18 protein-coding genes and 1 pseudogene are annotated in these 21,608 nt (G+C 52.3%); 14 read left to right on the forward strand and 5 right to left on the reverse strand.

Going from position 1 to position 21,608, the window contains the following annotated elements; translation table 11 throughout:
* Nucleotides 1–122: 122 nt before the first annotated feature.
* From glgA to Q0Z71_RS04100, 4 genes are all read left to right on the forward strand, one after another.
* On the forward strand, nucleotides 123–1,925 hold the full coding sequence (glgA, locus tag Q0Z71_RS04085; RefSeq protein ID WP_298018673.1) for a glycogen synthase GlgA: 1,803 nt from the start codon (nucleotides 123–125) through the stop codon (nucleotides 1,923–1,925).
* Nucleotides 1,926–1,934: 9 nt separating this feature from the next.
* Entirely contained in the window at nucleotides 1,935–4,361 is a 2,427-nt protein-coding gene (locus tag Q0Z71_RS04090; protein WP_298018675.1) for a glycogen/starch/alpha-glucan phosphorylase, read from the forward strand.
* Between the two features lie 327 nt (nucleotides 4,362–4,688).
* Nucleotides 4,689–5,168, forward strand: coding sequence for an RNA polymerase sigma factor (locus Q0Z71_RS04095; protein ID WP_298018678.1), 480 nt, complete (start codon nucleotides 4,689–4,691; stop codon nucleotides 5,166–5,168).
* A gap of 74 nt (nucleotides 5,169–5,242) precedes the next feature.
* Nucleotides 5,243–5,866 (forward strand): hypothetical protein, encoded by a 624-nt coding sequence (locus Q0Z71_RS04100; RefSeq protein WP_298018681.1) that lies wholly within the window; start codon nucleotides 5,243–5,245, stop codon nucleotides 5,864–5,866.
* A gap of 37 nt (nucleotides 5,867–5,903) precedes the next feature.
* On the opposite strand, the gene Q0Z71_RS04105 is transcribed toward Q0Z71_RS04100, so the two are convergent.
* The gene (locus tag Q0Z71_RS04105; protein ID WP_363316677.1) at nucleotides 5,904–6,119 is read right to left on the reverse strand and encodes a helix-turn-helix transcriptional regulator; all 216 of its coding nucleotides are present in this window, start codon (nucleotides 6,117–6,119) and stop codon (nucleotides 5,904–5,906) included.
* Nucleotides 6,120–6,415: 296 nt separating this feature from the next.
* Between Q0Z71_RS04105 and Q0Z71_RS04110 the strand changes: the two genes are divergently transcribed.
* Together Q0Z71_RS04110 and Q0Z71_RS04115 are read left to right on the forward strand one after the other, a co-directional pair.
* Nucleotides 6,416–7,570, forward strand: a complete 1,155-nt coding sequence (locus tag Q0Z71_RS04110; protein ID WP_298018684.1) for a DEAD/DEAH box helicase — start codon at nucleotides 6,416–6,418, stop codon at nucleotides 7,568–7,570.
* 111 nt (nucleotides 7,571–7,681) lie between these two features.
* Nucleotides 7,682–8,302: a DUF4230 domain-containing protein gene (locus Q0Z71_RS04115; protein ID WP_298018686.1), complete on the forward strand. Its 621-nt coding sequence runs from the start codon at nucleotides 7,682–7,684 to the stop codon at nucleotides 8,300–8,302.
* 86 nt (nucleotides 8,303–8,388) lie between these two features.
* Here the strand turns inward: Q0Z71_RS04115 and Q0Z71_RS04120 are convergent, their stop codons facing one another.
* Nucleotides 8,389–8,889, reverse strand: a complete 501-nt coding sequence (locus Q0Z71_RS04120) for a hypothetical protein (protein WP_298018687.1) — start codon at nucleotides 8,887–8,889, stop codon at nucleotides 8,389–8,391.
* Nucleotides 8,890–9,122: 233 nt separating this feature from the next.
* Here Q0Z71_RS04120 and Q0Z71_RS04125 point away from each other — a divergent pair, with 233 nt between their 5' ends.
* Nucleotides 9,123–10,811, forward strand: coding sequence for a peptide ABC transporter substrate-binding protein (locus Q0Z71_RS04125; RefSeq protein ID WP_298018689.1), 1,689 nt, complete (start codon nucleotides 9,123–9,125; stop codon nucleotides 10,809–10,811).
* A gap of 53 nt (nucleotides 10,812–10,864) precedes the next feature.
* On the opposite strand, the gene Q0Z71_RS04130 is transcribed toward Q0Z71_RS04125, so the two are convergent.
* Nucleotides 10,865–11,374 carry a helix-turn-helix domain-containing protein gene (locus tag Q0Z71_RS04130; RefSeq protein ID WP_298018690.1) on the reverse strand — a complete coding sequence of 170 codons (510 nt, stop codon included), beginning with the start codon at nucleotides 11,372–11,374 and terminating at the stop codon, nucleotides 10,865–10,867.
* Between the two features lie 514 nt (nucleotides 11,375–11,888).
* On the opposite strand from Q0Z71_RS04130, the gene Q0Z71_RS04135 reads away from it, so the two are divergent.
* The 7 genes and pseudogenes from Q0Z71_RS04135 to Q0Z71_RS04165 all read left to right on the forward strand — a co-directional run.
* Complete coding sequence (locus Q0Z71_RS04135; protein WP_298018691.1) at nucleotides 11,889–12,953, forward strand: macro domain-containing protein; 1,065 nt, start codon at nucleotides 11,889–11,891, stop codon at nucleotides 12,951–12,953.
* Between the two features lie 51 nt (nucleotides 12,954–13,004).
* Complete coding sequence (locus tag Q0Z71_RS04140) at nucleotides 13,005–14,762, forward strand: DUF262 domain-containing protein (RefSeq protein ID WP_298018692.1); 1,758 nt, start codon at nucleotides 13,005–13,007, stop codon at nucleotides 14,760–14,762.
* A gap of 143 nt (nucleotides 14,763–14,905) precedes the next feature.
* Nucleotides 14,906–15,262, forward strand: a complete 357-nt coding sequence (locus tag Q0Z71_RS04145; RefSeq protein ID WP_298018693.1) for a hypothetical protein — start codon at nucleotides 14,906–14,908, stop codon at nucleotides 15,260–15,262.
* A complete protein-coding gene (locus tag Q0Z71_RS04150; RefSeq protein WP_298018912.1) occupies nucleotides 15,262–16,476 on the forward strand; it encodes a relaxase/mobilization nuclease domain-containing protein in 1,215 nt (404 codons plus the stop codon). The genes Q0Z71_RS04145 and Q0Z71_RS04150 overlap by 1 nt, the downstream gene beginning before the upstream one ends.
* A 305-nt stretch (nucleotides 16,477–16,781) precedes the next feature.
* The gene (gene rlmN / locus Q0Z71_RS04155; protein ID WP_298018694.1) at nucleotides 16,782–17,891 is read left to right on the forward strand and encodes a 23S rRNA (adenine(2503)-C(2))-methyltransferase RlmN; all 1,110 of its coding nucleotides are present in this window, start codon (nucleotides 16,782–16,784) and stop codon (nucleotides 17,889–17,891) included.
* 167 nt (nucleotides 17,892–18,058) lie between these two features.
* Nucleotides 18,059–18,226, forward strand: a complete 168-nt coding sequence (locus Q0Z71_RS04160; protein WP_298018915.1) for a PHP domain-containing protein — start codon at nucleotides 18,059–18,061, stop codon at nucleotides 18,224–18,226.
* A pseudogene (locus Q0Z71_RS04165) lies at nucleotides 18,214–18,878 on the forward strand (type IV secretory system conjugative DNA transfer family protein); the annotation flags it as partial. The gene Q0Z71_RS04160 and the pseudogene Q0Z71_RS04165, both read left to right, overlap by 13 nt.
* Here Q0Z71_RS04165 and Q0Z71_RS04170 read toward each other — a convergent pair.
* Entirely contained in the window at nucleotides 18,861–20,075 is a 1,215-nt protein-coding gene (locus Q0Z71_RS04170; protein WP_363316678.1) for a tyrosine-type recombinase/integrase, read from the reverse strand. The pseudogene Q0Z71_RS04165 and the gene Q0Z71_RS04170 overlap by 18 nt on opposite strands.
* Nucleotides 20,026–21,246 (reverse strand): site-specific integrase, encoded by a 1,221-nt coding sequence (locus tag Q0Z71_RS04175; protein ID WP_298018695.1) that lies wholly within the window; start codon nucleotides 21,244–21,246, stop codon nucleotides 20,026–20,028. Before Q0Z71_RS04175 ends, Q0Z71_RS04170 begins: the two co-directional genes overlap by 50 nt.
* Nucleotides 21,247–21,608: the final 362 nt, after the last annotated feature.

The raw sequence follows: 21,608 nt of genomic DNA on the forward strand, positions 1-21,608 counted from the left end.
AGGGGGAGCTTACTCCCCCTTGTGGTTTTCCTCCGGGCCGCCGGGGGAGAGAAGATATGTTTGAAAGATTGGGAAATTGGGAAGAAAGAAAGCTCCCTCAACGAATGAAAGGGGATTCTATGATGAAAATCTTATATGCGACCAGCGAGGCGGTGCCGTTCTGCAAAACCGGCGGATTGGCGGACGTGGCGGGCTCTCTGCCCGCGGCTCTGGCGGAGCAGGGGGCGGAGGTGGCCGTGGTGCTGCCCCTGTACCAGCGGGTCAAGGAGCGCTTTGGCAGCCAGCTGACCTTTGAGTGCTATGACTATGTGGACCTGGCCTGGCGGCATTGCTACTGCGGCCTGTTCTCCCTGGAGAAGGACGGCGTGACCTGGTACTTCCTGGACAATGAGCAGTACTTCAACCGCCCGGACCTGTACGGCTATATGGACGACGGCGAGCGGTTCGGCTTTTTCTCCCGGGCCGTGGTGCGGATGCTGCCCCGCATGAAGTTCTGGCCCGAGGTCATCCACTGCAACGACTGGCAGACCGCCCTGGTGCCCATCTATCTGAAGGACGACAGCGTGCGGGAGGAACGCTACCGCTCCATCAAGACGGCGCTGACCATCCACAACATCGAATACCAGGGCCGCTACGGCAGGGAGACCCTGGGCGACCTGTTCGGCCTGGACTCCGGCTGGGCGGAGGACGGCACCATCCTGATGGACGAAGATGTGAACCTGCTGAAGGGCGCCATCCTGTGCGCCGACGCCATCAATGCCGTGTCTCCCTCCTACGCCAACGAGCTGAAGATGGCCTATTTCGCCCACCGGCTGGAAAACATCATGCGCCGTTGTGCGTATAAGCTCTCCGGCGTGCTCAACGGCATCGACATGAAGCTGTACGACCCCGCCGCAGACCAGCGGATCACCGCCCGGTACTCCGTGGAGGACATGTCCGGCAAGGCGGCCGACAAGGCGGAGCTGCAAAAGCTGATGGGACTGCGGGAGGACCCCAACGTGCCCATTGTGGCCCTGGTCAGCCGTTTGGTGTCCCACAAAGGATTGGACTTGATTTGTGAGGTCCTTCATGATATGATGGAGCTTCCAATGCAGCTGGTGGTCCTGGGCAAGGGCGACCAGAGGTATGAGGAGTTCTTCCACTGGGCCGCCCAGCAGTATCAGGGGCGGATGGCGGTGCGCCTGGATTACAACGAGGCGCTGTCCATGGCCATCTACGCCGGCGCGGACCTGTTCCTGATGCCCTCCAAGAGCGAGCCCTGCGGCTTGAGCCAGATGATCGCCATGCGGTACGGCACGGTGCCCATCGTCCGGGAGACCGGCGGTCTGAAGGACACGGTGCACCCCTATGAGGCCTGGCGGGACGCCGGCAACGGCTTCACCTTTGCCAACTACGCCAGCAGCGACATGCTGCATGTCATCCGGGAGGCCGTGTACCTGTACAAGGACTATCCCGACGCCTTTGCCCGCCTGCGGCGGCGGGCCATGGAGTGCGACTTCAGCTGGGCGCGCAGCGCCAGGGACTATCTGCGCATCTATGCCTCCATCACCGGGCAGGCCTGGTCCGCATCGGAAGCAGAGGCGGCTCCTACAGAGCCGGAGCACCCTTTTGAAGAACCGCCTGCGGCAGAGTCCGTGACAGCGGCGGAAGAGACCGCCGCCCCTGCGGAGGCGGCCGCAGAAGAGCCTGTCCCTGTGGAAAAACCCGCTCCTGCGGAGGAAAAGCCTGTGAAAAAGGCGGCTGCGAAAAAAACAGCCGCGAAAAAGCCTGCCACTAAGAAAACCGCCGCAAAGAAGCCGGCCGCGAAAAAGACCGCTGAAAAGGCGCCCGCAAAAGAGAAGCCCGCTGCGAAGGCAGCTGTTAAGACCGAGAAATCCACAAAGAAAGGGCCTGCCGCCAAGACCAAGAAGGAGACGGCAGAATAAGGAACATTCATGACACCATTCACCACAAAAACACTGGAAGAGGCCCTCACCGCCAAGCTGATGCTGAACTTCGGCAGGGCGCCTGAGGAGGCCACCGACCAAGAGATGATGAAGGCCAGCGCCCTGGTCCTTCGGGACGTGATGGCCATGCGGGGCGTGGAGACCAACAAGCGGACCCGCCGGGAGCACAGGAAGCAGGTCCACTACCTGTCTCTGGAATTCCTGATGGGCCGCAGCCTGATGAAGAACGCCTATAACCTGGAGGTCCTGCCCCAGCTGAAGGAGGCCCTGGAGCACATGGGGTTCAAGGCCGCTGATATCTTTGAGATCGAGCCGGACGCGGGTCTTGGCAACGGCGGCCTGGGCCGCCTCGCCGCCTGCTATCTGGACTCCATGACCACCCTGGACATCCCCGCCACCGGCTACTCCATCTGCTATGAGCTGGGAATTTTCAAGCAGAAGATCGTGGAGGGCCAGCAGGTGGAGCTGCCTGACGATTGGAAGGGCCTGGGCTCCGCCTGGCTGCTGCCCAGGACGGAGGAGGCCGAGGAGGTCTACTTCGGCGGCACGCTTCGGGAATTCTGGAACGACGGCCATCTCCACATCGTCAACGAGAACGCCACCAAGGTCCTGGCCGTGCCCTGCGACATGGTGGTGGCCGGTTACGGCACCGACCACGTCAACACCCTGCGCCTGTGGGACGCCCGCTCCACCAAGCCGGTGGATATGTCCCTGTTCTCCCGGGGCGAGTATCTGAAGGCGGCGGAGGAGGAGGCCATGGCGGAGACCATCGCCAAGGTCCTCTATCCCGAGGATAACCACTACGAGGGCAAGTCCCTGCGCCTGAAGCAGCAGTACTTCTTTGTCTCCGCCACGGTGCAGTCCATTGCCCGCAAGCATTTGGAGACCTATGGCACGCTGAAAAACTTCCATGAGAAGAACGTCATTCAGATCAACGATACCCATCCCGCCCTGGTGGTCCCCGAGCTGATGCGTATTTTCATCGACGAGGCGGGCATGAACTGGGACGAGGCGTGGGAGATCACCACCCGGTCTGTGGCCTACACCAACCATACGGTCCTGGCGGAGGCGCTGGAGCGCTGGCCCCAGAACCTGGTGGAGAGCCTGCTGCCCCGCATCTGGCAGATCATCGTGGAGATCTCCCGCCGCTGGCAGGAGAAAGTGGAGAATTTCTACCACGATCCCGGCAAGACCCGGGCCATGGCCATCGTCTGGAGCGGCGAAGTCCGCATGGCGAACCTGTGCATCGCCGGCGGTATGGCCGTCAACGGCGTCAGCGGCCTCCATTCTGATATTTTGAAGAAGGATGTGTTCCGCGACGCCTGCGGCATGGAGCCTTGGAAATTCCAGAACGTCACCAACGGCATCGACCACCGCCGCTGGCTCAGCGAGATCAACCCCGGCCTGGACAGCCTGATCCGCGATCTGACCGGCGGCGACGATTACCTGACCCATCCCCTGGCCCTGAAAAAGCTGGATGATTATGCCGGCGACAAGGCCGTGCTGGCCCGCCTGGCGGAGATCAAGCGCCAGAACAAGGAGAGCTTCGCGGCCTACGCCAAAAAGACCCGGGGCGTGCTCCTGAACCCCGACGCCATCTTTGACGTGCAGGTGAAGCGCCTTCACGAGTACAAGCGCCAGCTGCTGAACGTCCTGCATATCATCGCCCTGTACCAGAGACTTCAGGACGATCCCAACGCCGTCACCCAGCCCCACACCTTCCTGTTCGGCGCCAAGGCCGCGCCGGGCTACGCGGTGGCGAAGCGCATCATCCGCCTCATCAACTCCCTGGCGGATGAGATCGACCACAACCCCATCTGCAAGGATAAATTGCAGGTGGTGTTCCTGGAGAACTACCGGGTGTCCCTGGCCGAGCGCCTGATGCCCGCCAGCGAGGTCAGCCAGCAGATCTCCACCGCCGGCAAGGAGGCCAGCGGCACCGGCAACATGAAATTCATGATGAACGGCGCGCTGACCATCGGAACCCTGGACGGCGCCAACGTGGAGATGCACGGCGTACTGGGCGACGAGAACATGTTCCTCTTCGGCCTCCACGCCGACGAGGTGACCCAGCTGAAGCGGGAGGGCTATGTGCCCCAGCGGCTGTACAGCCGGGACGACACCCTGCGCCGCTGTCTGGACGCCCTGCGGGGCGGCTTCCGGGACGGTGTGGCTTACGACGACCTGTACCAGCGCCTGCTGTTCGGCGCCGGCGGAAGCCCCGCCGACGAGTACCTGCTGCTGGCGGACTTCCAGGCCTACTGCCAGGCTGAGGAGCGCATGGCGGCCACCTACACCGATGTGGAGCAGTGGAACCGCATGAGTCTCCGCAATATCGCCCGCAGCGGCATCTTTGCCGCCGACCGGGCCGTGGCGGAGTATGCCGACAACATCTGGCACGTGCCCCACAAGTAAATGCAGACCAAGAGGTCCGGGCCAGCGGCCCGGACCTCTTTTGCGCGCTTGTCGGGAGAAGACTCCCGTGATAGAATGGGAAATAGAAAGCAGGGGGGACGGCTGTGAGGGCGGTACGCCATCACAGCCGTCCTCAGTCAGGACCTGATTTCATAACGGAGATGTGCGCAAGCTGTGGGCGGCCGGATCATCCGGCCGCCCTTTTCATGCAGGATGGAAAAACTTTTCCCGGTGTGAGATATTTTCCCCCGCTGATGGATATTCCCCATAGAAAGGCCTTTCGGGGCGGCGCTGCCGCCCATCCCTGAACGAGCGAGGTGAGACGCGTTGACAGCCCCAGAACTGGAAGCCGCCATAGAGCGGTACGGCGATATGATCTTCCGGCTGGCGTACAGCTATCTGAAGAGCCGGGCCGACGCGGAGGACGTGATGCAGGAGACCCTGCTGAAGCGCTACACGGAGCAGGCGGACTTCGATTCGCCGGAGCATGAGCGGTACTGGATCGTCCGGGTGGCGGTGAACGAGTGCAAAAAGCTCCTCCGCTCCCCCTGGCGGCGAAAAACCGGCCCGCTGGAGGAGGCGCCGGAGACGGCGGTGTTCGACGCCCCGGCCCAGACGGAGCTGTTCCAGCAGGTGATGGCCCTTCCGCCCAAATACCGGGCGGCCATCTACCTCCACTACTACGAGGGATACGATGTCCGGGAGACCGCCGCCCTCATGGGGGCAAACCCGTCCACCGTGCAGACCTGGCTCATGCGGGCCAGGGGACAGCTGAAAACCAATTTGAAGGAGGCAGAGAGCCTATGATCGACAGGAATTTATATTGTGAGACCTTTTCCCGGCTGTGTGCCTCTGAGAGAGCCAAGAAGGAGGCCTTTCAAATGATCGAGAAAAAGCAGAACAGACAGAAAATGTCCAAGCTCCTGCGGACGGCGGCCATTGCGGCGGCGATGACCTGCGCGCTGGCCGTCAGCGCCGGGGCCGTGAACATGGCTACGGGCGGGGCGTTCCTCCGGAGCCTGCGGGAGGTATGGTCCGACGGCTATGAGACCCGCTATGAGGCCGTGGACGAGGCGGGCAATGTGATGGAGGTCAGCGCCACAGCGGGCGCGTCTGTGACGGAGGAGAACGGCCGGATGATCCTCCACGCGGTGAAAGAGGACATCGACATCACCGATGAGATGGCGGAGAACGGCGCGTATCATCGGGAGTGGGTCATGGAACAGCGCACGGTGACCGTGGATGTCACCGGGACACAGGAGGAGTGGAAGCTGGTGGAGGAGGTCACCGACCAGGCGGGGAACATCTACCGGAGCACCGTCACCAGCGATGATATGATGACGGATGTGTACATCGGAGATGTCAAGGTCGGCACCGCCGTCGTCAGGGAGGACCCCGATGGGGCACCTGATGAAAACGAGGAGGAGAGCAGGACCACTGTGACAATGATGGAAAGCAGCGAGACCGATCTTGCGGTGGGCGCTTCTCCAAAGGCCGCTGGCTGAGAAAAAAACACGGACAGGAAGGATTTCCTGTCCGTGTTTAATGCTCTTTACTGAGTCCGAGCAGATAGTCGGTGCTGACGCCATAATATTTGCTGAGTGTGATCAGATGGTGGATGGGAAGCTCATTGGCACCGCGCTCATATCTGGCATACATGGTTTGCGAGGTCCCCAGGACCTCTGCGATCTGCGTCTGGGTCTTGTCAGCGTCCTCCCTTAAATCACGCAAAATGCGTACGTAGTCCATTTCGTCCATGTCAGCCACCTCCGTACGTATATATCACTCTCTGTGAAAATAATTTAGCATAAAAAGGGGAACCCGTTGTGGACACAATAAACAATTTTACTACAAATTATGCAAAAATTTATGACAAAAAAAGGGGAAATATTCCGCCTTTTGTCAAAAATTTACTAAATTTTAAAACTTCCGGTGAAAAAGTGCCCGAACCTGGCCGGGTGTGAAAGCGCGGCGCTTTACAAGCGAAAGGATTCCCTGTATAATATCATATCATACTGCACCTTAAGTGCAAACAGAAGAAGAGGAAATACGATATGGAATATACGGAAGGCGTCCGGTTCGACAGTCTGGGACTGTCACCGGAGATCATGCGCGCCATCGGACAGCGCAATATTGAACTATCCACACCGGTCCAGGCGGGCTGCATCCCGCCCATGATGGACTGGCAGGACGTGATCGCCAAGGCCCCCACCGGCACCGGCAAGACGTTTGCGTACGGCATCCCCATCGTGGAGCACGCCGACCCGGAGTCGGAGAGCGTCCAGGCGGTGATCTTGGCCCCCACCCGGGAGCTGGCGATCCAGATCACCGACGAGATCCGGGACCTGGCGGCCTACAAGCCCGGTATCCGCTGCGTCTGCCTGTACGGCGGCGCGCCCATCGGGCGGCAGATCGAAACCTTGAAGAAGCACCCCCAGATCGTGGTGGCCACCCCCGGCCGCCTCTCCGACCACATGAAGCGCCGCACCGTTCGGGTGGATACCGCCCAGACCGTGGTGCTGGACGAGGCGGACCGGATGCTGGACATGGGTTTTATCCACGATGTCACCCGCCTGCTGGACCGGATGAACAAGCGGAGAAATTTGGGCCTGTTTTCCGCCACCATCTCCCGGGAGGTCATGGACATCGCCTGGGTGTATCAGCGGGACGCGGCGGAGATCACCGTCCGGGAGGACGAGCAGAACAAGCCGGATATCAAGCAGTTCCGCATGGACGTCAGCTATGACGGCAAGGCCGACGCCATTGAGAAGATCCTCAACGAGACGGGCTTTGACCGCTGCATGGCCTTCTGCAACACCAAGGGCACCACGGAGCGCATCACCAAATTCCTCCAGATGCGGGGCATCGACGCGGAGTGCATCCACGGCGATATCCCCCAGAAAAAGCGGGAGCAGGTGATGGAGAAGTTCCGCCAGGGCAAGCTGCGGGTCTTTGTCTCCACCGACGTGGCGGCCCGGGGCATCGACGTGGACGACGTGGACATCGTGTTCAACTGCGATATCCCCGATGAAAACCAGGACTATATCCACCGCATCGGCCGCACCGGCCGGGCCAAGCGGCAGGGCGTGGCGGTGAGTCTGATCGCGGATTTCCCCTCCAAGATCCGCATCGAGGACATCGCCCAAAAGACCCGGAACGAGATCGTCCCTGTGAAATTCGGAGACGACGGCAAGCTGACCACAGTGTAGAGGAGAGAAAAGCGCGGACCGGATCTTCCCTGGCCCGCGCTTTTCTTTGACCTTTTTTGCGGGATGTGATATGCTGATGGGGAATCCACATCCCATAAAGGAGGCAGTCTTATGGACGACATACAGACTCGGGAGCGCATCCGCCCCTTCAAAACCGTCAAATATCTGCTGCTGGGGATCATCCTGTGCATGCTGGTGGGCCTGGCGGGCTTTCTGAGCGGCCGCTATGCCGCGCAAGAGAAACCGCCTCAGGTGTCCGCCGTGGTGCTGGAGAGCCGTCTGGCGGAGATCAGCGAGCTGGCCAGCGTGACCTATTCCTATACCAACATGGCCCAGTTTGAAAACAGCAGCGATTTTTACGGCGTGACCATCCCCTTTACCACCAAGCGGTTCATCCTCACCTATGACGGGACCATCAAGGCCGGCATCGACCTGGAGAAGGTGAAGGTCCATGTGTCCGGAAACGATGTGACGGTGACTTTGCCGGAGGCGGAGATCCTGTCCCACGAGATCGACGGGAACAGTGTGGAGATCTTTGACGAAAAGACCAGCATCTTCAACCCCTTCACGGTGGAGGACTTCACCGCGTTCCAGACCGAGCAGAAGCAGGTCATGGCGGAGAAGGCCCTTCAGCGGGGCCTGCTGGAGGAGGCCCGGGAAAAGGCCGGAAACAGCGTCCGCCTGCTGCTGGAAGCGGCCCTGCCGGAGGATGCGGTGCTGACAGTCCGATAGAGATACGGCAAGCCCGCCGCGGGGACCGCGGCGGGCTGTTTGCAGGATCAGGGGGGATCAGTTGGACGCGGGGGCGCAGATGGCGTTCAGCTGGACCCAGATGCCGCGGCCTCCATGCCCGTCAGGGCATAGCATTTGTTCACCTTGTACAGATATCCGGCCTCATCCATGGCGAACCAGCCGTCGGGGTCGTTACTGGCAAAGGAAAAAAACAGATGCCTGGACATCAGAAATTCATCGCTGTTTTTCTTGCTCCGCTGGACCTTGAGCTGTCCCAGCAGGTCCAGCAGCGCTTCCCGCTGCCGGGCGGTGAGGGCGTGATCGTTGGCCTCCGCCGACAGGGAGACGGAGAAGACATATACGGCGTCCGCCCTCCCCAGGGCCACCGGCGTCACGGAGGAGGCCTTGCGGGAGGACAGGCTAATCATCAAAAAGAAGGCGAGGATAAACAGGATGACCACCGCCAGGCTCTTGGGGCGGTTGGCCTTCAAGTATTTTTTAAAGGGCTCCCTGTTGGCAGCCTGGACCTCCGGGGCATTCAGGGCTGCCCGGATATCGTTCAAGGATTCAAGCTTTTTTGGTTCCATGTCGGCGCATCCTTCCTTGTAAACATATGTTTCGTATAGCATGGGCCGGAAACTTCCGCAACTTTTAAGAAGGTATGAACAAATCCTGAATTTTGTAATTTTTGTTACTTTTTTGCCCCGGAGCCTTTACAACAACGGCGGAATTCATTATAATATTCCTGAATTTTGTGAAAATGTGTGGTGCTGCATCCCCGCGGCACCTGTTTTTTGCTCCCAAAGGAGGGGTGTTTTCCATGCGTGATCTCAAACGATTGACAGCGCTGGCCGTATCGGCGGTGCTGTGTATCTCCCTGCTGGCAGGCTGCACCAAGGACGGCGAGGGGCTGACGCTCTCCGTCTGTGTGGGAGACGAGCCGGTCTCCCTGGACCCGATCTTTGCCGAGGAGATCGGGGACCAGACGATCCTGGCGCACCTGTATGAGAATCTGATGCGGGTGACGGTGGACGTCTCCGGCGACACGACGGTGACCAACGGCATGGCCAAGAGCGTGTCCCGGACGGAGAATTATGACGGCACCGTGACCTATACCTTCAAGCTCCGCAGCGCCAAGTGGTCGGACGGCCGCGCGGTCCAGGCGGGAGATTTTGTATATGCCTGGCAGCGGCTGGTGGACCCGGCCAGCCATTCTCCCTATGCGGAGCTGCTGTCCGTGGTGGCGGGCTATCAGGAGGCCCGGACCAGCGGAGACCTGGAGCTGCTGCAGGTGACCGCGAAGAACGACACCACCCTGGTGGTGGTGCTGGCCGGCAACTACGACTGGTTTTTGACAGAGGTGTGCACCTCTCCCGCCACGATGCCCCTCCGGCAGGATGTGGTGCAGAAGCTGAAGGATGCCGCGGCGGTGAAAAACCAGGAGACCGAGGACCGGGGCGGCGAGGGGACGGCCCGCTGGTGGTCGGACCCCACCGCGCTGGTGACCAACGGCCCGTATCAGGCGGTGTCCCAGGCAGAGGGGGAGTCCCTGCTTTTGACAGCCAGTGAGCGGTATTACAGCAGCGCGGCCGGTCCCAAGAACCTGACCTTCTACTTCGCCGGTGCGGCGGAGGAGGCCCAGGACCTCTATGCGGAAAAGCTGGTGGACGCCGTGTGGCCCTTGACGGAGGAGCGGCTGACAGAGCTGGCAGCGGACGAGGAATGGACGCCTGTTCCGGAATTGAACACCTACTCGGTGGTATTCAACTGTGGGAAGGAGCCGTTTTCCGACGTTTTGATCCGGCAGGCGCTGTGCATGGTCATTGACCGCAACGCACTGGCCCAAACCGCTGGCGTGGCCGCCCTGCCGGCGGGAGGACTGGTGCCCCCCGGCGTGCCGGAGAACGAGGAAGAGGACTTCCGCACGGCCGGCGGCGCCAAGCTGGAAAACGACCCGGAGCTCTATGAGGAGACCTGCCAGCAGGCCAAGGCGCTTCTGGAGGAGGCTGGTTACGACCGGGGCGCGGATCTGGGTGAATTGGAATACCTGTATCTGGAGGAGGGAGGGAATGCCGCTGTAGCGGAGGCCCTGTGCCAGATGTGGCAGGAGACCCTGCGGGTGCATGTCACGCCTCGGGGCATGACGGAACAGGAGCTTTGGTCCGCCCTGCACAAAGGGGAATACACCCTGGCGGGCATGGACATAGAGGCGGTGGGCAACGACGCGGAGTGCTTCCTGATGGAGTGGACATCCGACAGCCCGGATAATGTCTCAGGCTACGAGAACAGCGCCTATGACACGCTGATGTCGATCATTGCCAGCGCCGCCAACGGCATGGCGCGCATGGGCTGCCTCCATGACGCCGAAGAGCTGATCCTGGCGGATTATGTCATGGCGCCGCTGTATACCAAGGGAACGGCCTGGGACCTGCGGGACACGCTGACCGGCGTCTGCCGGGATGCCAGGGGCTGGTTCAGCTTTGCGGGCGTGACGCTGAAAGCGGTCTGAAAATATGCAGACAGCGGAGAGGTGCGGATCCCAAATGGGACCCGCACCTTTGTTCAACGGGATCTTTGCCGCTCCCACAGGAAGATCAGCAGGATGCAGAGCCCTGCCGCTAAAACAGCGCCGGACAGCAACAAAGGGAGCTGGAAGGAGGCAGGCTCCCCGACGTACTCACCGGCTGCCATGAACCGATACATGGTGTATTGGATGCCGAGCATGGCGGACTCCAGGGCTTTTAAATAGGCAAAAAAGAGACCGCCCAGAAGGATGGTAAAGCTGCCGGCCGCAGCAAGGACCGTCATCCGCTGGCGCTGCCGGTTTTCGGCGGCCAGCTGCCGGATGTCCAGCTCTCCCCGGGGTGGCCCGTTGGGTGTACCCTTGACCAGCTGGTCCAGGGAGATGCCGAACAAATTGCCCAATAAGACCAGTTTGTCCAGGTCCGGCGCGGAGGTGTCCAGCTCCCATTTGGAGATGGCCTGCCGGGAGACGTCTAAACGCTCGGCCAGCTGTTCCTGCGACAGACCGGCGGCGGAGCGGAGGGTGTGGATACGCTGTCCCAATGTCATAGTATGATCCTCCTGTGATGATTTCCTGCTGTCAGGTTACAATGAGGATCGGAAAATGTCCACCGTTTTTCGTGGCAATTTGACAACCGGCGGTTGCGAAGCAAAAAAGAAAGCCACCCAAAGGGTGGCTTTCTCCATAGATCGCACAGACAAAATCAGCGCTTGCTGAACTGAGGCGCACGACGGGCGGCCTTCAGGCCGTACTGCGCCGGCCCACAAACTCGTATCCATTGTGCCGCAACGGTTTCAGGACTTAAAAATGTTTCCCACCGCAAATTTAACCTCAAACAAAGGGGGGGATCAAAGAGGGCATCCTCGCGACCTGCCGCACAATTACGCATACACCATAGAATGAGAGAAAAATGGGGCTTCATGATCTGGATTCTCTCTGGTATAATAATATCAGATTTTTAGCCAAAAGAAAAGGCCGGAGTTTTTCGGACATTTCAATAGGGGCTATTTGAGTTTTGATATATCTTAGTTCTTTTCTTGGTAAGTTGAGAGGTGACATAGTATGCCGTTTCATATCATCCATCAGGATATAACCAGAATGGATTGCGATGCCATTGTAAACCCAACGGATAAGTGGCTTTCAGGCAGCGGTGGGACTGACTATGCGGTTCATGAAGCGGCGGGAGAAGAACTTGACGAAGCCTGCAAGAAAATTGCAGATTTACAGGTTGGTACAGTCGCAGTAACGGACGGCTACCGTCTTCCATGCCGGCACATTTTTCACACGGTCGGTCCGATTTGGCACGGCGGAAGCAACAACGAGGAGGTCCTCCTGCGTAGCTGCTATTTGAGTTCTCTCTTGAAAGCAAAAAAGATGAACCTTTCTTCTATTGCCTTTCCGCTGATTTCCTCCGGTACATTTGGATTTCCCAAAGATAGAGTTTTACGAATCGCCATTGATGCAATCTCTGATTTCCTTTTTACGACAGACAGTGAATTTCAAGTATATGTTTGCATCCTCGATCGGCGCTCCTTTGAAGTAAGTAAAGAGCTTGCGCTGAATGCGTATTTGCAGGAGGGCAGTAGGCGATTTATCTATGAAGAGCATACGCTGAAAATGTGCTCTTCCCCGGAACCGCTTGAGGAAGTATGCTACGAGTCGGCTCCAGATCCGGAGCTATCAGTTCCAGTTGTTCCAGAGCTATCAGCTCCATTCGTGGCGGGGGTAATTCCACCGGTTGAGAAAAAGCAAGCTCCGGTTGATCTGGCAAAGTGGATCGAAAAACAGGATGACAGCTTTGCCGTAATGCTCCTGAAACTGATTGACAAAAAGGGAATGACAGATGTCCAGTGCTACAAGAAGGCCAATGTCACCAAGGGTACTTTTTGGAAAATCAACAATGATCCCAAGTACCGTCCCAGTAAGGCAACGGTACTTGCATTTGCCATTGCACTGGAACTGGACATTGAAGAAACAGAGAATCTGTTACGGACAGTGGGTTTTTCGCTTTCCAACAGTAATACTTTTGATAAAATCATTCAGTTTTACATTCTGAATGGCAACTATGACATCTTCGAGATTAACGCGGCCTTGTTCCGGTATGATCAGGTTTGTCTGGGATGCTGATTCAGACTGATGGTTCAGATAGGATTGTCAACGGAGGGGATGAAGAAAAATATGAGCAGTGGTTTCCAGAACCCGATTACGATTAAAGATGCAATTGACAAAATTCACAGCCGCCAGTTTCTGCTTCCTGCCATTCAGAGGAAGTTTACTTGGAGCAGTAGCCAGATTGAAATGCTTTTTGATAGCATTCTGCGAGGATACCCAATCAATTCCTTTATGCTATGGAAGATCTCGGACAGTGAAATAAAAAGCGGCTATAAATTCTATGAGTTCATAACCTCATATAGAGAGTTTTTTGCTGAGAATAATAAGGACATTGATACAAAAGGCGTTCCTGATTTCGAGGCCGTCATTGATGGTCAGCAAAGATTGACCAGTCTGTATATTGGCTTACGGGGCACCTATGCTTATAAAATGCCAAGAAAGTGGTGGAAAGACACTGAGGAGTGTATTCCGACAAGGAGACTGTATTTGAATCTTGGCGCTCCAGTTAAACAGCAATATGACAATCAAAAAGCATTTGATTTTCGTTTCTTGAGCAAATCGGATTTAGAAAAATTTGATAGCAATCAAGATGGAGCTTTCTGGTTTGAAGTTGGGAAGATACTGGAGTTGGATACCAATGAAAAACTGCTTCGCTATCTAATGAATAATGGACTGGTTGACAACGCATATGCATTTGAAACACTATCAACTCTTTTTGAAGCCATCCATCAGAAGCCGCTAATCAATTATTATCTTCAGGAAGAACAAGAACCAGATAAGGTTCTGGACATCTTTATTCGAACAAACAGTGGCGGGACACCTCTTTCATTTTCTGATCTGCTCATGTCAATTGCTTCTGCTAACTGGAAGACAATTGATGCAAGGAAAGAAATTGAGAATGTGGTGGCAGAGATATATCGGATTGGAAGACCAGGATTCCTTATTGATAAAGACTTTGTGTTAAAGACTTGCCTTGTCCTTTTTATTGATAACATAAAGTTCCAGCTCAAAAACTTTACCTATGAAAATGTACAGCTGTTTGAAACAAATTGGGATAAGGTGAAAGAGAGCATTGTTGCAGCTTTTTCGCTTTTTGAGAAGCTCGGCTTCAACAACAGTACCTTCAGAGCAAAAAATGCCGCTATCCCAATCATATATTACATCTACTACCATGGACTAGCAGGCTCAATAGTAAAGGCCACATACGATGCAGAGGATAGGGAAAACATTGCGAAGTGGCTTTCCCTGACCTTCATTAAATCCATTTTTGGTGGGCAATCAGATAGTGCCCTAGTTACCATGAGGAAGGTCCTCAAAGATACTAAGAGTACAAAGTTCCCTGCTCAGGAGCTGATGGACGCATTCAAGAATGACCCTGCAAGAAACTACAGTTTTGATGATGAGTTCTTGGAAGGTTTGTTAGAGGCACAGAAGGATAGTAATGATGCTTTCTATGTGCTGCACCTTTTGTATCCAAATTTGGATTACTATAACCAGGACTTCCATCAGGATCACCTGCACCCCGCAGCTACATTTTATTTACCAGACAGACTGGTAGCCGCTATTCCAGAGGAGGACAGGGAATTTGCTGCCGACAGCAAGAACTGGAACAGTGTGGCAAACTTGCAGCTTTTGAACGGCCTTCTGAACGAGTCGAAAAGTGATATGCCGCTAAAAGAATGGGTTGAGAAAAATGGGATTGACAAAAAGACTCTATTTATTGACGAAACAACAAGCTTGGATGTCAAAGACTTTAAGGCATTTATAACCGAAAGAAGGAAAGGCCTTATTGCCTACCTTAAGAAAACGATAGGCCGGAATTGAACAATCACAACTGCCCCAGTTAAAGAATACTGTGGTCTCTCGCTGAGAGACCACTGCCCACAAATAACCTGCTAAAATGTGACCGTAAGCTAAAGAAAGCGAACGGTCACATTTTTATTTGGTATTTGGGAGGTTTCTGAAACATGAAAAACGGCATCACGGAACTGGTATTTATCCTGGATCGCAGCGGCTCTATGGCAGGACTGGAAGATGACACCATTGGCGGATTCAACGCAATGATTGAAAAGCAGAAAAAGCTGGATGGAAAGGTATATGTGTCTACCGTACTGTTTGCCAACGACAGCAAGGTGCTGCACGATCGGATCAACATTGAGAAGATCGAGCCTCTGACGGATCGCGACTATTGTGTGGGTGGCGGCACCGCACTGATTGACGCTATCGGGGGTGCAATTCACCACATCGGCAATGTCCATAAGTATTCCTGCTATCAAAGCGGCAATATGAGCATGCAACAGGCCGCAAACAGGCACATGATGTAATCGCCTATCAGGTCCGCCAGTCCTTCAAACCAGGTGAGGTTACACCGGAAGAGGCAAACAGAATCGGCTATGAAACCGCTATGCGATGGACAAAAGGTAAGTATGCTTTCATTGTTGCAACCCATACGGATAAAGCTCATATTCACAACCATATTGTTTATAATTCAACCTCATTGGATGGTAGCAGAAAATTCAGGGATTTTTATTTCTCAGCGATAGCTCTCAGGCGCCTAAGTGATCTGATTTGTATGGAGCACATGCTTTCAGTAATCAAGCCTAGACCATATGAAGAAAGGGAGAAAAGGACAGATTATCCGAGGCAGGTACCGCACCGAGATGTCTTATGCATGGCTATTGATGAGGCACTGAAGCAGAGACCAAAGGATTTTGATGAGTTGATCAAAATTCTGATTTCATTGGGATACGAGTATAAGGATGGAAAGCAACCTGCAGTTCGCGCGGAAGGTCAAAAACGATATATACGGTTCCGGTCATTGGGGGAAGGATACACAAAAGAAGATCTGGAAGCGATACTGGCTGGGTTAAAAACTCATGAGGAAAAAAGCTATAGCAGACAGCCGCATAACAGGAAGCCGAAGATGTCTCTTCTTATTGATATAGAAGCAAAACTTCAGGAAGGAAAGGGCGCTGGATATGAGCGATGGGCTAAGGTATTTAACCTGAAGCAGATGGCCAATGCCATGAATTTTATCCAAGCACACAATATCAGGAGTTTACAGGAACTGGATGATTTTGTGAACAATACCGTCGCTACTAATGACGGTATTCTGACTTCTATAAAAGCTGATGAGGAACGCCTGCAGGAGATAGCAGTTCTGAAGAAACATATTCTGAATTATTCAAAAGCAAAGGATACCTTTGCAGCCTATAAGGCATCCGGATACAGTAAGAGATTTTATGAAGAGCACCGAGATGTACTTACGCTCCGTAAAGCTGCCAAGCAAGCCTTTGATGAATATCGGGAAAAGCATGGAGAAGATGTTCCGATTCCAAGGGTAAAGGATCTGAATGCAGAATATGCTGAGATTCTTGCCAGGAAAAAGAAGAATTATACGGAGTATAGGAGAGAAAAATCTCAGATGCAGGAATATCTGATGGCTCAGAAAATTGTAGAGACCATGCTGCACGATGACAGAAATCGCCAGGCAGATCAGCAAAGAGAGGAACAGGAAAAATCAAAGAAACAGAGATAGAAAATGGTGTCAGGCGGTACCTTTACGGTACTTCCCGACACCGTTCTTTTTTTATGTCTGTGTGTACATATAAGCGTCCGTTTACGGATGCGCAGCCCAGAGACTTGTCTCTGTTCTTATGGGGATTGGGGAAGGCTCCCCAACAAGCATTTCGCACCGGGTATGACCGGAGCACTGCTTGCAGCAGATAGATTTGCTTGCATTTTATTAGCAAGTTTGTTATTATTATATATTATTTAGAGAATGGGTATTTATATATCTTTATATATATCGGTACTATTTGAAAAATGTGAGGAGGATTATATATGGGAGATTTAAAAAATACTGTCCTAACAAAAGAACAAGTGCTAAATGATCCATATGGATATACATATAATGAAATTCTTCAGGTTCTTGGAGAAAACACTTCCAAATCATTAATGGCAGATTTGTATAGAAAAAAAGCAAAGAATGCTCACTATACGATTAAGGTAAAAGACTATTATAATGGAAAAGATACTACTAAATATGCGTTTGAGATGGAAGACGGTTATTGCATAGAAACCGTGTGCATTAAGCGTAAAACGGGAACTACCATTTGCATTAGTACTATGGTTGGTTGCCCAGTCGGTTGTATATTTTGTGCATCAGGAAAAAATGGATTCATTCGAAATCTTACACCATCAGAAATAGTGCAACAAGTTGTTATGGTCAAAGAAAAAATCAATAGAATTGTATTCATGGGTATGGGAGAGCCATTGTTTAATTACAAGAATGTGATTCAAGCTATCCATGTGTTACGTGATCGTAATGGACTGAACTTCCCGACAGATGGAATCACTATTTCGACAGTTGGTCCAATTCCTCAACTTAAAAAGTTAAGAGAAGAACATCTAAAGATTCAATTAACACTTTCCCTGCATGCAACGAATCAGAGAACAAGGGACATGGTTATGCCTCATATGAAGGGATTTGATATAAATGAGATTGTTGAGTCTGTTTTGTCTTATTCGGATCGTCATAATCGAAAGATTACAATCGCATATTTGCTCATGCCAGGCATTAATGATAAACCGTCAGATGTGAGGCAATTGGCAAAATGGTTTAGCGGAAAAAATGTTCTGATTAATGTACTTCAGTATAATGAAACTGAATGCCCTGCAATTAAAAGACCAAATAAGCAACAGTTAGTTGTGTTTAAAAATAAATTAGAAGAGGCGGGGCTTGTTGTTAAACTTAGAGAATCACGAGGAAACAATATAAAGGCTGCTTGTGGTCAGTTGGTTAGTAAGTTTAATAGAAGTACGGGAAAAGATGGCAATTCAAAGAGTGTAAAAAACAGTTCAGAAAGGATAGTATCAAAGAGAACAGACACTGTAGCTTTTATAGATAAATCAAGCGAAAAAGGAAGAACTAAGCGTAAAAAGAATAAATAAGTTCTTGTTGAACTGGTGTTTGTATATTGGGCAAACACCAGTTCTTTTCAAATGATATTCAGAGTTGGTTTGTTTGTAAGGATAAAGTATACATAGGAGACAGCGTTTGGCGTTGAATTACAACATATAAACAAAAAGTACGATGGGGTTTGGTTATGATAGCAGATATGCATGTGCACTCAACCTTTTCTCCGGACGGCATTTCCACAATGGAGGAACAGTGCATTGCCGCACTGGAAAAAGGAGAAAGAATAATATGTTTTACAGATCATGTAGATTATAATGTGGCTGAAAAAAATAACGGCATAATAAAAGACAATTCAAGGATATCCTGAAGATGACTACAACTCTGATTGCCAATACAAAAGGTGATGGAAAAGCCGGTGACGAATTCTGGACGAAAGCCGAAACTCTTCTCTACTGTGCACTCATTGGATATATCCACTATGAGGCGCCTGTTGAAGAGCAGAACTTTTCAACTTTGATCGAATTCCTGAATGCAATGGAAGTCAGAGAAGATGATGAAACCTTCCAGAATCCGGTAGACCTGATGTTTGAGGACTTGAAGAAAAAGAAGCCAAATCACTTTGCAGTTCGCCAATATGCTAAGTTCAAATTAGCGGCGGGAAAAACTTTAAAAAGTATTCTTGTTAGCTGTGGTGCCAGATTAGCTCCGTTCGATATTCAGGAAGTTCGAGACATTACCATGTACGATGAACTGGAACTGGATACCCTGGGAGATAACAAATCCGCGCTGTTTCTCATCATGAGTGATACGGATCCAACCTTTAATTTCCTGATTTCTATGATATACACACAGCTTTTTAATCTCCTGTGTGAAAAGGCTGATGATGTGTATGGAGGAAGACTACCGGTTCATGTACGCTGCCTGAGGCACTATTTAATAACTCGGAAATATCAAGGAGGAGAGGGGCCGTAGCCACTCTCCTCCTTGCCCTGCGTATCAGTTCACTTCTTGTTTTGAAATGCACAGTTTACCTTGTCAATAATATCCTCTGGCCGGTTATATGTTAAATGGGCATATATGTCCAGCGTGGTCTTAGATTTTTCGTGTCCGGCGAGGTATTGGACTGTTTTGATGTCCGTGCCGGCTAAAAGAAGATTTGTGATGTAGGTATGGCGAAGCAGATGGGGCGTCACTTCAAAGTCAATAGTATAGGAATACTTCCTGCATTTGGCTCGCATCCCCTTTTCGGCCTTGACGGTAAACTGAACTTTCTTACCATCAGTGTACTTATAATAGGTGCGTTCACCTACACTCCTCGATTCGACAGTATGCCACAAATGCCTGAATTGTGTGTAAGAGAGCGGGCCTCCAGTTCTATTTGCAAACACATACTCAGACGAGGATGAATCTTTGGCTTTCCTTAGCTCTTCCACTAGTCGATCAGGGATGGGAACTGTTCTCCTGGCAGCCTTTGTTTTGAGCTGGTCCGAAATAACGGCTTTATTTCGTTCATGCTTAAGTGCTCGTTTTACTTCAATTCGCGGGACATTATCTAACTCGATGCAATCCCATTTCAATGCCAAGATTTCTTCTCTCCGCAACCCCGCATATAGAGCAATCATGCAAAACAGATGGGTTCGAGTTCCTTCCAGCGCATCCAACAATACCTCAACCTGTTTATCAGTCAAAGCCGTTTTTTCTTCCGGTTTTTTTCCGCCATTGTGCATTTGGGGACATGGATTTGTGGGAATAATCCTGTCTTCATAAGCTGTTGTAAGGATTCGCTTCAGCAGCATATAAGTTTTGTTATGCACTGACTCGCTCATCTGACCAGCCCTCGTAATGACTACCTTTATGTCACGGGGGCGAATCTCGTTCATACGCAGATCGTCCAAAAACGGAATAATATGGTTATTCAGAACGGTTAAATAGCCCTTTTGCGTCGCCTTGGTGAGATTCCCACAATTCAATTCTAACCAACGCCGAGCGTAGACGCTGAATAATGGGTCTTTCATCTCCTCAGCGTCAATGTCTCTCTGCTCGTAAAAATCTATCAGTTGTTTGGTGACATCCTCTGGAGTCTCACCATAGATTGCAACATATTTACCGGTTGCATCTTTCACACGCTTACGAAAGAGACCATCGCGTTCTACATATTCGTAATGCTCATTCCTGGTTCTTGCCATAGCTGAAGTCCTCCCTTGCTTGGTTGCCATCGAAAGCAGCTTGCACCTTCTTCAAGATCTCCTCGGGCTTGTTGTAGGTAAGATGCGCGTAAATATCTAAGGTGATTTTGGAATTCTCATGGCCGGCAAGATACTGGACGGTCTTTATGTCTATCCCGGCGAGAAGCAGGTTTGTGATATAGGTGTGGCGAAGAATATGTGGTGTTACTTGAAAGTCAATGGTATAGAAGAAATCCTGGTGTGCAGCCTTTTGTCCCTTCTCAGCCATAATCGTAAAGGTTTTCTTCTGCCCATTTTCAACTTTCTTTACCGTGCGCTCGCCGACAGATCTGCGCTTCACGGCCATCCATAACTCACGAAAAGAAGATCCTGATAGTGGGTTCCCGGCTTTGTCTGCAATGACATGGCTGGAGTTCGATTTTTCGCGAGCCTCCCGCAGACATATAACAAGCTGATCGGGGATTGGGATAATACGCTTTGCTGCCTTTGTTTTCAGCTTTTCTGAAACAACAGGGCGATTATGTTCAAAGCGCAGTGCCCGTTTCACCTCTATCCTCGGAGTATCATCAAGAAAAACGCAGTCCCACTTAAGACCAAGGATTTCCTCCCGCCTCATTCCAGAGTAAATGGCAATCATGCAAAAAACATAGGCTCTGGTATCTTTCACGGCATCCAGCAATACATTTACCTGCTGATCTGTCAGTGCAATGCGCTCTTTTGTAGGAACTCCACCTTTGCTGGGTTTGGGACAGGGATTATAGGGAATATCCTGGTTTTCATAGGCAGATGTAAATATCTGATTGAGTAACTGATATGTTTTCCGGTAAACCGACTCGCTCTTCTCGGTTACACCCAGCATGATTTCTCTGAGATGATCAGGCCTCACATCAAGAAGGTGCTTTCCCTTCAAGTATGGCTTGATATTTCGGTTAATAATACTTTGATAGTCTAATTGACCACCATAAGTCATATTAACCGTGTGAAGTCCCACCCACTCCTGAATGTAGTCATTCACGAGTGGGTTTTTTCTGCCAATCGGGCTAAGATTACTCTTGTTATTGAAGTTGGAAAGCTTTTCGGTCAGTTCCTCTTGGGTCTGTCCGTAGACAGCAACATACTTACCCGTGGCATCCTGCACGCGCTTGCGATACAAGCCGAGCTGCTCCACATACTCATATTTTGGCTTCTTTTGACGAGCCATTATCATTCACTCCTCATGACTTATTTAATGGCTTTATACGGAGGAGCCAAGGAAATAACAACGAAAGAAAACCAGAGGTGACCTGGCAATCGCAGGTCCATCTCTGGTTTTTTTATTTTTTTCAAAAAAATTTGGTTTTTGGGGTTTCATTTACCCCCCCTTTTTCTCCATTCATAACGAGAGGGTTTGATGCGGTTTCACAATCGGCCACCTTTCACCTCTCGCTTCCCCTTGGCAAATGCACCTTGAAAACCGAATACGATCTCAAGACATCACCATGTTCGAGCCACTGTAGCGAAGTGTTAAGGGCCGAGGACAAGCCCAGAGCGAAGACAACATGGGAAATTAAAGGTACTCCCGTC

The organism is uncultured Dysosmobacter sp., from assembly GCF_947631635.1.
Taxonomy (GTDB): domain Bacteria; phylum Bacillota; class Clostridia; order Oscillospirales; family Oscillospiraceae; genus Oscillibacter.

What these genes read in the sequence shown, in the direction of transcription:
- Q0Z71_RS04130 (WP_298018690.1), bottom strand. Translation starts at nt 11,374, where the DNA reads ATGACATTGGGACAGCGTATCCACACCCTCCGCTCCGCCGCCGGTCTG.
- Q0Z71_RS04170 (WP_363316678.1), bottom strand. Translation starts at nt 20,075, where the DNA reads ATGGCAACCAAGCAAGGGAGGACTTCAGCTATGGCAAGAACCAGGAAT.
- Q0Z71_RS04115 (WP_298018686.1), top strand. Translation starts at nt 7,682, where the DNA reads ATGGACGACATACAGACTCGGGAGCGCATCCGCCCCTTCAAAACCGTC.
- Q0Z71_RS04105 (WP_363316677.1), bottom strand. Translation starts at nt 6,119, where the DNA reads ATGGACGAAATGGACTACGTACGCATTTTGCGTGATTTAAGGGAGGAC.
- glgA (WP_298018673.1), top strand. Translation starts at nt 123, where the DNA reads ATGAAAATCTTATATGCGACCAGCGAGGCGGTGCCGTTCTGCAAAACC.
- Q0Z71_RS04175 (WP_298018695.1), bottom strand. Translation starts at nt 21,246, where the DNA reads ATGGCTCGTCAAAAGAAGCCAAAATATGAGTATGTGGAGCAGCTCGGC.
- Q0Z71_RS04140 (WP_298018692.1), top strand. Translation starts at nt 13,005, where the DNA reads ATGAGCAGTGGTTTCCAGAACCCGATTACGATTAAAGATGCAATTGAC.
- Q0Z71_RS04090 (WP_298018675.1), top strand. Translation starts at nt 1,935, where the DNA reads ATGACACCATTCACCACAAAAACACTGGAAGAGGCCCTCACCGCCAAG.
- Q0Z71_RS04110 (WP_298018684.1), top strand. Translation starts at nt 6,416, where the DNA reads ATGGAATATACGGAAGGCGTCCGGTTCGACAGTCTGGGACTGTCACCG.
- rlmN (WP_298018694.1), top strand. Translation starts at nt 16,782, where the DNA reads ATGGGAGATTTAAAAAATACTGTCCTAACAAAAGAACAAGTGCTAAAT.
- Q0Z71_RS04100 (WP_298018681.1), top strand. Translation starts at nt 5,243, where the DNA reads ATGATCGAGAAAAAGCAGAACAGACAGAAAATGTCCAAGCTCCTGCGG.
- Q0Z71_RS04135 (WP_298018691.1), top strand. Translation starts at nt 11,889, where the DNA reads ATGCCGTTTCATATCATCCATCAGGATATAACCAGAATGGATTGCGAT.
- Q0Z71_RS04160 (WP_298018915.1), top strand. Translation starts at nt 18,059, where the DNA reads ATGCATGTGCACTCAACCTTTTCTCCGGACGGCATTTCCACAATGGAG.
- Q0Z71_RS04125 (WP_298018689.1), top strand. Translation starts at nt 9,123, where the DNA reads ATGCGTGATCTCAAACGATTGACAGCGCTGGCCGTATCGGCGGTGCTG.
- Q0Z71_RS04120 (WP_298018687.1), bottom strand. Translation starts at nt 8,889, where the DNA reads ATGGAACCAAAAAAGCTTGAATCCTTGAACGATATCCGGGCAGCCCTG.
- Q0Z71_RS04145 (WP_298018693.1), top strand. Translation starts at nt 14,906, where the DNA reads ATGAAAAACGGCATCACGGAACTGGTATTTATCCTGGATCGCAGCGGC.